The organism is Sphingobacterium sp. UBA865, assembly GCF_002295765.1.
Taxonomy (GTDB): Bacteria; Bacteroidota; Bacteroidia; order Sphingobacteriales; family Sphingobacteriaceae; genus Sphingobacterium; species Sphingobacterium multivorum.
In genome coordinates, this window is record NZ_DBGB01000010.1 from 171768 (window position 1) to 184618 (window position 12851).

Below are 12851 nucleotides of genomic sequence, written 5' to 3' on the forward strand. Positions count from 1 at the left end.
GGTTCATCGCCTAGCATTTAGCCAATATTAATTAAAACCTATTATGAAATATTGTAGCAAAATTTTGCTCTTTATAGGTTGTTTTATTGGAATAACCTGTTTGGCGCAAACAAATGAAAAAATCGATCTCCAAGATTTATTTGAAAGCTTATCGGATGAGCTCGCAGCAGATGCTGATTTGAGTGAATTCACTGAAAAGTGGTATCATTATCTCAAACACCCGATCGATCTCAACAAAACGGATGGAAGAGAACTCACAGAATTACAGTTTTTGGACCCTTTATTGATCGAGCGCCTACTGGAGCATAGGACCATTTCAGGAAATTTTATTGACGTGCTTGAACTACAGTCTATTGAAGGATTTAATGAGCGTGTAATCAGTTTACTGTTACCTTTTGTGAGGGTAGGCCCCGGATCTCCTCTTGAAACCCTGAAATCGAGAAATTTTAAACAGGAATTTACGGTACGATATGCCCGGACACTCGAAAAAGCAAAAGGGTACCGTATTGTCGATACGACGAAATCCCATTATCTCGGCGATGCCAATCGCTATGCTTTTAGGTATAGAGCCCAATTGAACGCTGTGGTTCAATTAGCGGTCAATATGGAGAAAGATGCCGGGGAGCCCTTTTTTAGGGATAAACAAAAAATGGGATTTGATTTCTATAGCCTAAGTGTATCGATAAAGCATTTTGGCCGATTCAGGAATATCGTAATCGGCGACTATGCTTTACAATTCGGACAAGGGCTCAGTATGTGGAACGGTTTGAATTTTGGAAAAGGGGGATTGGTACAGCATACAGCAAGACAAGGGATTGGAGTAAAGTCATATACTTCCTTAAATGAGGCAAATTTTATGCGGGGCATTGCCGGGACACTACAGATCGGTCAATTTGAGGTTACACCCTATATCTCCTATCGATCCATTGATGGAAAAGTTCACCGTATCGCTTCTCCTGCTACGATTTCAACAATCGCGAGTACCGGACTGCATCGGACAGCAACCGAACAGCAATACCGTCATGCTGCATCTCAACTAGCCTATGGACTGAATCTATTGTGGCGCTATAAACGGATCAAAATGGGTATTCATTTCAATCAGACTCAATTGAATGCCTTTAAAACAAAAGGCAATGCTATACGGCAAGAGGCGGACTTTGAAGGTGATTTGCTCCGAAATATAAGTTTATACGTAAACTATACGATTCGAAACACGTATTTATTTGGTGAATATGCCAATAGTATCGATGGCGGTTCAGCATTATTGACAGGAGCTATCATAAGTTTACATCCACGTTTATCATCGGTTATATTGCTTCGGGACTACAAGAAGAATTTTCATACTTTTTATGGACAAGGATTTGGTGAATCGGATAACAGCTCCAACGAACAGGGTGCTTATTTGGGACTTACCTATCAACTGGGAAGAAAATTGCTCTGGTCGAATTATGCCGATGTATTTCGTTTTCCAGGAGCAAAGTATCAGGCTGATACGCTATCTACAGGCGCCGATTTCTTTAGCCAGCTGAGTTACATGTGGTACAAAAAAGGCCAACTTTCGTTGCGCTATCGCAACCGATTGAAACAAGTGAACTACCAGGGAGAGGGGCAAACCGAGCATGGGCTTGTGAATACCGGCAAACAGCAGTTCAGGATAGAATTTCAATACCGCCTAAGTTCAATATGGACTATTCGCTCCCGGGTAGAAGCCAATTTATTCCAAAAAGAGTATCAGGAAAATGGTTTCGGATATATGTATTATCAGGATATACTTTGGAAGTCTACCACTGGAAAATTGCAGTCGAATATGCGGATTGCGTATTTCGATGCGGCAAGTTATGACAATCGGATCTATGCTTATGAGCGAGACGTATTATATGCCTCTGGGTTTGGAATGTACAATACAAGGGGATGGAGAATGTATTTCAACCTACAGTATCGATTAAGTCGCCATCTTCAGGTATGGGCCAAATATGGGGTCTATTATTATCCGGGACGAGAGCATATCGGGACTGGATTAGACCAAATTGAGGGCAATAGAAAATCCGAGGTTAAGGTACAGTTGCGGTGGCAGTTATGAAAGAGCTGAGTTTTACACAAAGATTAGAGCGGCTGCCTATTCTTAAGATAGCTATCTTATATATTGCGACACTTCTTTTCGTCCCTAAAATACCGATTTCGCGCCCTATTTTTCAATTTATACAGCAGGTATTGGTTGTGATGACTCTGTTAACGATAATTAGTTATTTTTTTAAAGGTACAATTCGCAAATACGGGTATACCTGCGGGTATTATGTATCTATTGTATTATTTGGGATCTTCCAATTTTGGCGCGAGGACCCTTTGGTTGCAATCGGTCATTTCTCCCATATAATGACAGATCGTTATGTGGTCAAAATTATTGAAGAGCCCAAAGTGAAGCGTGGTATCATTCGTTTTTCTACAGAGGTAATAGGGGCTTACCAAAAAGGTGAATTTATAGAAACGACAGGTAGACTCATGTTATCCCTAAAATCCAGCCAGAAGAATACGCTGCAGTTTGGTGACCTATTGTGGTTAAAAGGTCAGCCCCGGGAAATAGCTCCGCCATTCAATCCAATGGAGTTTGATTATAGGGCGTATTTGAAAAGGCAGTATGTCTACCATGAACTTTTCGCAGTCTCTGGTCAGTACAAGCTGATCAGCCGGCAAGAAACAACGACTTTTTCGTTGATTGCGCTCGCTTTACAAATGAGAAGATATTTTTTGCTCAAGCTTCGACCCCATATTAAAGGGGATGAGAACTTTGCTATTGTGTCAGCTTTATTATATGGTTCGCGGAGCGATATCAGTGCCGAAAGCATACAGGCCTTCACCAATACGGGAACGATACATGTGTTAAGTGTATCCGGAATGCATGTTGCTGTTTTATTCGGGTTTTTATCCCTTATTTTCAAACGAATTGCCTGGCCTTCCTATCTCAGATGGTTGCCGCTAATTTTGTTATGGAGTATGATCTGGATATATGCTTTTATTGCAGGGCTTGATCCGCCCATTACGCGGGCGGCTATTATGATTAGTTTTGTACTCTGTGCACAGCATTTTAAACGAGGCTTTTCAACGCTCAATTCGCTTATTATTGCCGCAGTATTGATTCTGTTGATCGTTCCAAGGGCGGTTGCTGATGTGGGTTTTCAGCTGTCCTTTTTAGCTGTTTTGGGTATGACGATATGCTCGCCGCTTGTCGAAGCATTCCTTCCGGTCAAAAGACCGATATTGCGGCTTTTGAGAGATACATTGGCTGTTTCTGTTGCTGCGCAAATACTGACAACACCACTGAGTCTTTATTATTTTGGGCAATTCCCAACTTATTTTCTGGTAGCCAACTTATTAGTCGATTTTCCTTCAACCCTAGCGATGTATCTCGGTTTTATCATGACAATTAATCCAATGGAGGGGATTAACGATTTAATGGGTTTGCTCTTGGAGCATCTCATTGCTTTCATCTTATACGGTTTGAAATGTATTGACCGTTGGGCTTTTTCAACAATAAAAGTTGATCCTATGGGGCTTGAGCTCCTATTTTTGACCTATTTTGCACTGTTTTCTTGTTTATATGCTTTTCAGTGGAAAGATAAAAAATACGTTTGGTTAGGGGGATGCTGTGCAATTGGAATGCTATTGATCACTGTGCAAAAACGCTTAGAAAATAAAGATGCAGAACGATTTCGGGTCTATAATACGAAACAAGAGTTGACGATCGGTTATTTCAAAGGTGGGCGCGGTATCATTTACAGCACATTTGATTCTTTGCAAGCCCGGGGCTTGCAATATGCATGTGGAAGAGAAATTCAATTATTGACGAAAGAAGAAGTTCAGTTTGTGGCTTTGCATGGCCAGGAGCGTAAAAACTATCTTGTTACGCTCCCCTTGGGTAAAATCGCTATTCTGTGCCATGCCGTAGAAACTATGCCACATGCTGACCTCGTTATCGTTAGGAAAAATTTATTAAATGGTTTACCCCGATTATTGAGGCAAATCAGACCAAAACTTGTTATACTGGATGGATCCAATTCACAGGAAAAATCCAAGCATATACAACGTACGTTAGATAGTTTGGGGATACAGAATTATCTCATGAAAGATAATTTTGCGTATGTTTGGGATAAGGAGAATTTATGACGCAAGATAGTATATCAATCTTAAGGCAATACTGGGGATTCGATTCATTTAGACCCCTGCAAGAAGAAATTATTCAATCGGTCATTTCAGGTAAAGATACTTTGGCTTTGTTGCCAACCGGCGGAGGGAAGTCGATCTGTTTTCAAGTACCTGCCTTGATGCGAGAAGGGATTTGTATTGTCGTTACACCGCTTATCGCATTGATGAAAGACCAGGTTGAACATTTGAAAAAAAATGGAATTCAGGCGGTCGCAATATATGCTGGAATGCGGAAGAGGGAGGTGGATATTACCTTGGATAATTGCGTCTATGGGCAAATAAAATTTCTCTATCTTTCTCCTGAAAGATTGTACAATGATGTAGTAAGGGAGCGCATACGATTTATGAATGTAAATCTATTTGCGATAGACGAAGCACATTGTATTTCTCAATGGGGATATGATTTTAGACCGCCCTATTTAGAACTTGCTAAATTACGGGAACTGCATCCCAAGGTGCCTTTTCTAGCCCTTACAGCGACCGCAACGGAGCGTGTCATCAGCGATATACAACAGAAACTGAGCTTTCCGAAAGAAAATGTATTTGTCAAAAGCTTTCTCCGGGACAATTTGGCGTATATGGCCATTGAAGAAGAGGATAAGATGGGACGTATGGTCCGGATTATACATAAGTTGGGCGGATCCGGTATTGTCTATGTCAGAAACCGGCGAGAAACGCAGGAGATAGCCCGTATTTTGGTCAATAACGGCATTTCGGCAGATTATTACCATGCCGGACTTTCGGGACAGGAACGGGATCAGAAACAGCAAGGGTGGATGACAAATGTTGTTCGCGTTATTGTAGCTACCAATGCGTTTGGGATGGGAATTGATAAACCTGACGTGCGTTTTGTGATTCACCTCGATTTGCCCGATTCACTGGAGGCCTATTATCAAGAAGCCGGTAGGGCAGGAAGAGATGGCAAGAAGGCCTATCCCGTTATTCTTTATCAAAAGACAGATGAGCAGAAGCTTGTCGATAATTTGCAAGCTAGCTTCCCTGATATTCCATTTATTCAACAGACCTATCATTACCTGTGTAATCATTTTCAGATTCCCTATGGTGCTGGAGAAGGAGTGACTGTAGATTTTGATGTTGTTGCTTTTGCCAAAAAATATCAGCTGCCATTGGTTCCTGTTATGAATGCGCTGAAGTTTCTGGAGCGGGACACTTGGTTGGTTTTGTCCGAAGCTGTCACAATCCCCTCACGGTTTAAATTTGAAATTGATAGCGCCGAATTGTATAAAGTTCAGGTGCAGTATGTAAAATATGATAAGCTCATTAAGGCTATTTTACGCAGCTATGGTGGTGTATTTGAAAACTATATCCTCATTAATGAATACGAATTTGCACGTAAGTTGGGTCTGCCTTATGATCGTGTTGTCGAGCTATTGAAGTCGTTAGAGTCATTGGAAATAGCGAGTTATCTGCCTTCTACAGATGCGCCACAATTGACCTTTTTGCAGAACCGCGTCGATTACAAACACCTGCATATCGATCATATTTTTATTCGCGATCGCCATCAGGTGAAAGAAGAAGAAGTCAATGGCATGATCGGTTATATTGAACGTAGCAATTGCCGCAGTCAGTCGCTGTTGTTATATTTTGGAGAAAAAAATGCGGGGTTCTGTAAAGTATGCGATTTGTGTCTGATCCGTAATCATCAGAAAAAGCAGCGCGCAGATATAAAAGCAGAAATCAAAAGTAGTTTGCTCGCTGGCGCTAAAAACATTCACGATTTGGTGGCTAGTTTGACAATAGGTACAGAAAAGAAAAGAATAGAGATTATCCGCGATCTCCTGGATGCGGAAAAAATCCGCTTGGAGGATAATCTCTACTCTTGGAATACCTTGTTTTAAACTATTTTTCGATGGGTAGATTGAGCTCTTCGCGACCCCATTCTGACCAAGAGCCATCGTATACGCGGATTTGCTCGTGACCAACAAGATGAGAAGCAAATGCTAAGATTGAGGCCGTGATACCCGATCCACAGGAGAATACATATTCATTTCCGGTAGCATTATGATGATCAAATTGCTGTTTCAGTTCACCAAGGGGTTTATAAACGATTCCATCAAGTAATTCTTCGAAAGGGAGGTTTTTGGAATGAGGGATATGCCCACCATGAAGGCCTTTTCGAGGTTCAGCAACAAAACTACTAAATCGACCTTTACTTCTGGCGTCAAAAATATTCACTTGAGGATCCCGATAATGTGTTAAGATATATTCTTTGTCAGCATAATGGTTTGCTTGAAATTGGGCTTTAAAGTTTCCAGGCTTTACAGCAGCTGCATACTGGTCTACGAACGGTAATTTACTTTTTTTCCAAGCGGGGACGCCACCATTTAAAATAAATACCTGCTCAAAACCCATAACCTTAAACATCCACCATGCCCTTGGGCTTGAATAAACACCCCATCTGTCATATAACACGACGGTACTATCCTGATTGATTCCTAGGCGTTGCATTTCCCGTTCGAATACTTCTGCCGATACAAGGGTATGTGGTAATTTAGAAGTAGAATCCGAAAGTTTCCCTTCGATGTCAAAAAATTGAGAATGCGGTAGTACTTCGAACTTGGCGTCCTTGATGGATTGGCCAACTTTGTCGATGGTGCAATCAAGGAGGACAATGTCTGTATGCTGTCCCAATGATTCCAGAAGTTCGGTGGGGTTGATTAAGGCTGATTTGAATGACATAACAATAAAGTTTATTGCTACAAAATTACAAAAGCATCCCTATAAAAGCAAAGCGGCTGTTCTTTTGGAACAGCCGCTTTTTATGGATTGAAATTGCTAATTACTTAGCGTTTTTATCATTTTCCATTTGCTCTTTCAATTGAGCTAATACGTCTAAGTCGCCTAAAGTAGATTTCTCAACAGAATCTTTTACTTTTTTCACAGCTGAAGACTCAGCTTTAGCGTCTTTTTTACGGCTGTTAGACTCTTCTTTGCGAGCTTCTTCTTTCTCTTCTTCCCAGATACGAGAGTGAGAAATTACCAAACGTTTGTTCTCTTTGTTGAACTCGATGATTTTGAATGAAGTAACTTCATCAACTTTCAATGAAGAACCGTCTTCTTTAACAGAGTGTTTAGAAGGACAGAAACCTTCAACACCATATTGTAAAGCTACGATATCACCTTTGTCACCAACTTTGATCACAGTACCTTCGTGGATAGAACCTTCAGTAAAGATCGTTTCGAAAGTATCCCAAGGGTTTTCTTCCAATTGTTTGTGACCTAAAGATAATTTACGGTTTTCTTCATCCAATTCTAAAACAACTACGTCTAATGTTTCACCAACTTTAGTGAATTCGTTAGGGTGGTTGATTTTTTTAGACCAAGATAAATCAGAGATGTGGATCAAACCATCGATACCTTCTTCCAATTCAACAAATACACCAAAGTTAGTCATGTTTTTAACAACAGCTGTTTGTTTAGAACCTACAGGGTAACGCTCAGTGATATTTTTCCAAGGATCTGGAGTCAATTGTTTGATACCTAAGCTCATTTTACGCTCATCGCGATCTAACGTTAAGATTTGCGCTTCGATCTCATCACCAACTTTCAAGAACTCTTGTGGAGAACGTAAGTTTTGTGACCAAGACATTTCAGAAACGTGGATCAAACCTTCAACACCAGGGATGATTTCTAAGAAAGCACCGTAATCAGCAACTGTTACGATTTTACCTTTAACTTTAGAACCAACTTCTAATGCAGTATCTAAAGATTCCCAAGGATGCTCAGATAATTGTTTCAAGCCTAAAGCGATACGTTTTTTCTCGTCATCAAAGTCTAATACAACAACGTTGATTGTTTGATCTAACGATAAAACTTCTTTTGGATGCTCGATACGACCCCAAGAGATGTCTGTGATATGCAATAAACCGTCAACACCACCTAAATCGATGAACACACCGAAATCAGTGATATTTTTAACTGTTCCTTCTAATACTTGACCTTTTTCTAATTTAGCAACGATTTCAGATTTTTGGTTTTCTAAATCGTTTTCAATTAATACTTTGTGTGATACGACAACGTTTTTGAATTCGTGGTTGATTTTCACAACTTTGAATTCCATTGTTTTACCTACGTATACATCGTAGTCACGGATAGGTTTGATATCGATTTGAGATCCAGGTAAGAATGCCTCAACACCTTTGATATCAACGATAAGACCACCTTTAGTACGGCTCTTAACGAAACCAGTAATGATTGCATCATTTTCCAATGCCTCATTGATAGCTTCCCAAGATTTTTGAGTTTTAGCACGTTTGCGAGAAAGTACTAATTGACCGTTAGCATCTTCTTGAGATTCAACGAATACGTCAACTTTGTCACCAACTTGTAATTCTGGTAAGTCACGGAATTCTGATAAAGAAACTAAACCGTCAGATTTGAAACCAACATTTAAGACTACGTCTTTGTTGTTGATAGAAACTACAGTACCTTCAATAATTTCACCTTGGTTAACTTGGTTGAAAGTATCTGCGTATTGTGCTTCAAGTTTAGCGCGTTCAGCTTCGCTATAATTTCCGAAACCTTTATCATTTGCATCCCAGTCAAATTCACCTTCTGGTGTGATCCAAGTGTTTGATTTGATTTCGTCGATTAAGTTTGAATCAGCTTCTGATTCAATTTTTTCAGTGTCTTTCACTACTTTAGTGTCAGCACCTTGTAGCTCTGCGTTTTTCGCTGCTAATTCTTTTTCTGCTTCTTGTTTTTTTGCCATTAATTAATTTTCTCCTTTTTCCTACTTTGTAGGAGTTGCAAAGGTACAAAAAAACTTTAAATGCAAAATTTTATTTTTCTTATTTTATTGAAAGACTTTCAGTTATACAGGCCTTTTGCTTTAGACGTGTAAAGCTGCCTGTTCGAACGCTCGTTTAGCGTCTTCTACCGTTCATTTGTTGCCAACCTGACGGGGTAAATGAAGCTTTAAATAATTTTATACACCTATTCGTCTCTCTTAAAAGAGTTGAAAATGCGTGGTTTGGCAATAACAATGGTTTGTTTAGACAGCGCTATTGCTGCATTAAGCTCATAGCCCAATAATAAAATAAGCGTATTCAGGTAAATCCAGAGCATAATGACGATCAGTGTCCCAATGGATCCATAGAGTTTGTTATATGCACCAAAATGATTGATATAAAAGGTAAATATGGAAAACGTCAATATTGCTAAAATGGTAGCCATAGAAGCTCCGGGACTGAAGAGTTTCCATTTATTGGAGTTGGAAGGACCAAATTTGTAAATACAGCTTACCGTGAAAAAGTAAATAGCAAATATTATCAACCATCGGGCTACTTTAAGTAGAATGGCCCAGAAGCTCGACTTTATACCTGTTGTTTCCTTGAGGTAGTCTATGGTAATGCCAGCTAGGGTAAATATTGTCATCCCAACTGTTAACGCAAAAATAATTAGGAAAGCCAAGGCTAAGGCAAGCAAACGTTTTCTGACCCATGGCCTTCTTTCCGTCATGAGGGAAGCCTTATTGAAGGCATTCATCAGAGAGGCCATACCATTGGTTGCAAAATAGGCCGCAAATAAAAAACCGAAAGAAAGTAATCCACCATTTTGGTTTTTAATAATATCCTCCAAAGTCGTTTCAACAACCAGAAAAGCATTTTTGGGAATAACCACGGCCAGAAAGTCCAGCAACTGTTCCTGAAAATTATTGATCGGAATATAAGGGATCAATGTAAATAAAAAAATGATACCCGGAAAAATGGCCAATAAAAAGCTATAGGAAAGGGAAGAAGCCTTGCTGACAATGGAATCTCTCGATAGCTCCTGAAAGAAAAATACGGCCACAGTATAGAGTGGTAGCGAGCCAAAGCCAGGTAGTACGACACGTTTACTCCATTCGATTAATCTAAAATAAGGTTCAATATTTAATAGCCATTGGTGGATTTTCCCCATATCAATTAAAATAGTTACTCATCTTATCCAAGAAAACCTGTGGCGGCATACAAGGTCTATTTTTTTCCATGTTGACAAAGACCAAAGTTGTCTCGCCCTGGTTGAGTAGTTCTCCGCTTTCATTGAACAGTTCATATTCAAAAATAATACGGACGGCAGGTTTCTGGCGGATTGTTACCCGTATCGTGATCAAATCATCGTATTTGCCCGGTTTTAGGTATTTTGTTTTCATCTCCGTAACGGGGAGCATGACCCCCATTTCTTCCAGCTCCTTATACGATATCCCCGTGCTCCGCAGCATTTCAGTCCGCGCTATTTCGTAAAATGCAGCATAATTTCCATAATAAACATAACCCATTTGGTCTGTTTCTGCATAGCGGACACGAATCTGATGGTCAAATACAAACATTATTTTTTAATATTTCTGGCGTCCAATGCCTGTTGAAATTTACGTGCATTGATCAAATGCTCAGCCTCTGTTTTTGCAAAATTATGATAGCCCGAAAAATCATCTTTAGCACACATGTAAATATAATCATGTTGCTTAAAGTTTAAGACCGCATCAATTGCAGCAATACTTGGAATTGAAATAGGACCTGGAGGCAAGCCCCTATAGATGTAAGTATTGTAAGGATTGTCTGTTCTAAGGTGCTTATTCAATACCCTTCTAATGGTAAAGTCGTTGTTGGCAAAGATCACGGTAGGATCAGCTTGCAATAACATGCCTTTTTTGAGGCGGTTTAAATATAATCCGGCGATCATGGGCATTTCATCTTGGTGTAAGGCTTCACCTTTGACAATAGAAGCCAATGTACTGACTTGTTGCGGTGTCAGGTTAAGTGCTTTTGCTTTTGCCGTGCGATCTGCATTCCAAAACTTTTTCCATTCATCATCAAAACGAGCAATTACTTTTTCGGGATTGGTGTTCCAATAAATTTCGTAGGTATTGGGGATAAATATAGCAATCAGATTTTCTTTTGTAAATCCATATTTCTGTGCTGTAGCCTCATCATTTAGTACCGCGATAAATTCTGCAGAATCTGCCTCAAAACTTTTACCAAGGAGTGCGGCCATATTCTCTTTCAGTCGCACATTGGAAAATCTGAATTTTACAGGTTCTTGGTAGCCACCAATCAAATTGCCAACTAAGCGTCTATTGTTCATACCAGGGGTTAACAGATAACGTCCGGGTTTTACACTTTGCTCATATTTTTTATATTGTGCGGCACGCTCAAAGTAAGCGATGTCATCCACAAGATTTGAATCCTTGATTGATTTCAATACATCTTCATATTTTTCGCCCTCGTGTATGTACAGGTATTTTTTCTCTCCCGATACATTGGAAGCATAAAATGCTTTATAAAATGTCCAAGCAAAATAACCTCCGACAACGATAACGATCAGGGCAATGATTTTTAACCAACTTGGTATTCCTTTTTTATTTTCCATGCTAAAATTTTTTATTCATTTGTTGTTCGCTATTAAGGGCATTCATACAGCCTTTAGCGGTCAATGGTTGATGAAATCGCCCAGATATGGATCGGTTTCATCTTTATATTTTATACAATTCCTGAATCTGCAACAAACGCTAATCCATCATAATGGAGATTATGCCATGCAGCTTTATTTTTAAGTCAATACACTTAAAAGCCAAGACTATTCCCTTTACTTTCTTTTTCTTTTTTCTGCCCTGCAGTTGGATTTGTTGTTGTCGATTTAGCTGCTGGCGTATTTGTTGTGGTACTTTTCGCTGGAGCAACGGGCTTAGACTGAACCGGAGCTTTTGCTGCTGGCGGAGTAACCTGTGTTTGGTTTGCCTGTGGTTTAGGAGTTGGCGTACCTCCAGCTGGAGCACCTGTAGTTGTTGTTGGTGCCGTCAATGAGAGCGTTATGTCTATTTTAGCCCCTAAGCTGGTTAAGCCTTTTTCTATTCCTGGTGATTGTACACTGATTACTGCGGTGGCTGTATCCGTTACATTGGGATCATAAGTCACTGTGCCTAGGCCTAGACCAGCTCCAGATAGGGCAAACTTCGCTTCGTTTAATGGAAGACCAATTAAGTTGGGTATTTCCACTTCATTAGCACCGAGTCCATTTCCCAAAACTAGATCTATACGTGAACCCTTAGAAATCATGCGCCCGTTACGGATTGATTGTCCAGCAAATTGAGCATCCAATACGATGTCCCTAGCGATATCGGCGACATAAGAAGTGTCTCCGATTCTAAGGTTATGGTTTTTCAAAATAGCCGTTGCTTCGATCAATGTTTTATCCTTTATATTCGGAAAGGCAACTTCAGGTGCAACTTGTGTGATAATGGTCAAATAAATAGTCCGCCCCGATTTTACATGAAATCCTTGTTCGGGATCCTGCTCGATGACCATTCCTGGTTTGGCGTCCATCTGGTAGACGGAGTCAATTTGATATTCCAGCCCCGCGTCTTCCAGCGCCTGGATGGCAGCACTGATATGAAGGCCTTTCACTTTAGGAACGGCTATAGATTCATCATGTTTGGTATATATTTTCAGTCCAACATAAACGAAAAGGAATAGACATACTATCGCGATAAAAGCGGCAATAAGATTTTTCCTAAAAGTGGGGGTCTGAAGATATTGTACGACTTTGGACATTTCTCTGTTTTGATAAAAATTAATTCTGCATAGAACCGCAATATTAAAGCCAAGTTTGCAGAATGATTAAATAAAATTATTCCTCACAAAATTATTCGT

Annotated in this window: 9 protein-coding genes; 3 read left to right on the top strand and 6 right to left on the bottom strand. The window is 39.9% G+C overall.

All coding sequences use genetic code 11. The features are described from left to right. The first annotated feature begins 43 nt into the window (after nucleotides 1-43). The 3 genes from B2O97_RS04685 to B2O97_RS04695 are packed head-to-tail and all read left to right on the top strand — an operon-like array spanning nucleotide 44 to nucleotide 6059. A complete protein-coding gene (locus tag B2O97_RS04685; RefSeq protein WP_070564983.1) occupies nucleotides 44-2080 on the top strand; it encodes a ComEA family DNA-binding protein in 2037 nt (678 codons plus the stop codon). Further along, nucleotides 2077-4161 (top strand): ComEC/Rec2 family competence protein, encoded by a 2085-nt coding sequence (locus tag B2O97_RS04690; protein ID WP_070564986.1) that lies wholly within the window; start codon nucleotides 2077-2079, stop codon nucleotides 4159-4161. The genes B2O97_RS04685 and B2O97_RS04690 overlap by 4 nt, the downstream gene beginning before the upstream one ends. Continuing rightward, nucleotides 4158-6059, top strand: coding sequence for a RecQ family ATP-dependent DNA helicase (locus tag B2O97_RS04695; protein WP_286767030.1), 1902 nt, complete (start codon nucleotides 4158-4160; stop codon nucleotides 6057-6059). Before B2O97_RS04690 ends, B2O97_RS04695 begins: the two co-directional genes overlap by 4 nt. A 1-nt stretch (nucleotide 6060) precedes the next feature. Here B2O97_RS04695 and B2O97_RS04700 read toward each other — a convergent pair whose 3' ends face one another. The 6 genes from B2O97_RS04700 to B2O97_RS04725 all read right to left on the bottom strand — a co-directional run bounded on the left by B2O97_RS04700 (nucleotide 6061) and on the right by B2O97_RS04725 (nucleotide 12752). Beyond that, nucleotides 6061-6900 carry a sulfurtransferase gene (locus B2O97_RS04700; RefSeq protein WP_286767031.1) on the bottom strand — a complete coding sequence of 280 codons (840 nt, stop codon included), beginning with the start codon at nucleotides 6898-6900 and terminating at the stop codon, nucleotides 6061-6063. Between the two features lie 100 nt (nucleotides 6901-7000). Continuing rightward, a complete protein-coding gene (rpsA, locus tag B2O97_RS04705) occupies nucleotides 7001-8932 on the bottom strand; it encodes a 30S ribosomal protein S1 (RefSeq protein WP_070564994.1) in 1932 nt (643 codons plus the stop codon). A 224-nt stretch (nucleotides 8933-9156) separates the two neighbouring features. Further along, nucleotides 9157-10122, bottom strand: coding sequence for a YihY/virulence factor BrkB family protein (locus tag B2O97_RS04710; RefSeq protein WP_070564997.1), 966 nt, complete (start codon nucleotides 10120-10122; stop codon nucleotides 9157-9159). A 1-nt stretch (nucleotide 10123) separates the two neighbouring features. After that, the gene (locus B2O97_RS04715) at nucleotides 10124-10531 is read right to left on the bottom strand and encodes an acyl-CoA thioesterase (RefSeq protein ID WP_070564999.1); all 408 of its coding nucleotides are present in this window, start codon (nucleotides 10529-10531) and stop codon (nucleotides 10124-10126) included. Then, the gene (mltG, locus tag B2O97_RS04720; RefSeq protein ID WP_286767032.1) at nucleotides 10531-11571 is read right to left on the bottom strand and encodes an endolytic transglycosylase MltG; all 1041 of its coding nucleotides are present in this window, start codon (nucleotides 11569-11571) and stop codon (nucleotides 10531-10533) included. The genes B2O97_RS04715 and mltG overlap by 1 nt, the downstream gene beginning before the upstream one ends. Before the next feature lie 194 nt (nucleotides 11572-11765). Then, the gene (locus B2O97_RS04725; RefSeq protein ID WP_286767033.1) at nucleotides 11766-12752 is read right to left on the bottom strand and encodes a PASTA domain-containing protein; all 987 of its coding nucleotides are present in this window, start codon (nucleotides 12750-12752) and stop codon (nucleotides 11766-11768) included. Nucleotides 12753-12851 lie beyond the last annotated feature (99 nt).

Bases quoted from the DNA above. Each gene is read 5' to 3' on its own strand.
- B2O97_RS04690 (WP_070564986.1), top strand. From the start codon at position 2,077: ATGAAAGAGCTGAGTTTTACACAAAGATTAGAGCGGCTGCCTATTCTT.
- B2O97_RS04710 (WP_070564997.1), bottom strand. From the start codon at position 10,122: ATGGGGAAAATCCACCAATGGCTATTAAATATTGAACCTTATTTTAGA.
- B2O97_RS04715 (WP_070564999.1), bottom strand. From the start codon at position 10,531: ATGTTTGTATTTGACCATCAGATTCGTGTCCGCTATGCAGAAACAGAC.
- mltG (WP_286767032.1), bottom strand. From the start codon at position 11,571: ATGGAAAATAAAAAAGGAATACCAAGTTGGTTAAAAATCATTGCCCTG.
- B2O97_RS04725 (WP_286767033.1), bottom strand. From the start codon at position 12,752: ATGTCCAAAGTCGTACAATATCTTCAGACCCCCACTTTTAGGAAAAAT.
- B2O97_RS04700 (WP_286767031.1), bottom strand. From the start codon at position 6,900: ATGTCATTCAAATCAGCCTTAATCAACCCCACCGAACTTCTGGAATCA.
- B2O97_RS04685 (WP_070564983.1), top strand. From the start codon at position 44: ATGAAATATTGTAGCAAAATTTTGCTCTTTATAGGTTGTTTTATTGGA.
- rpsA (WP_070564994.1), bottom strand. From the start codon at position 8,932: ATGGCAAAAAAACAAGAAGCAGAAAAAGAATTAGCAGCGAAAAACGCA.
- B2O97_RS04695 (WP_286767030.1), top strand. From the start codon at position 4,158: ATGACGCAAGATAGTATATCAATCTTAAGGCAATACTGGGGATTCGAT.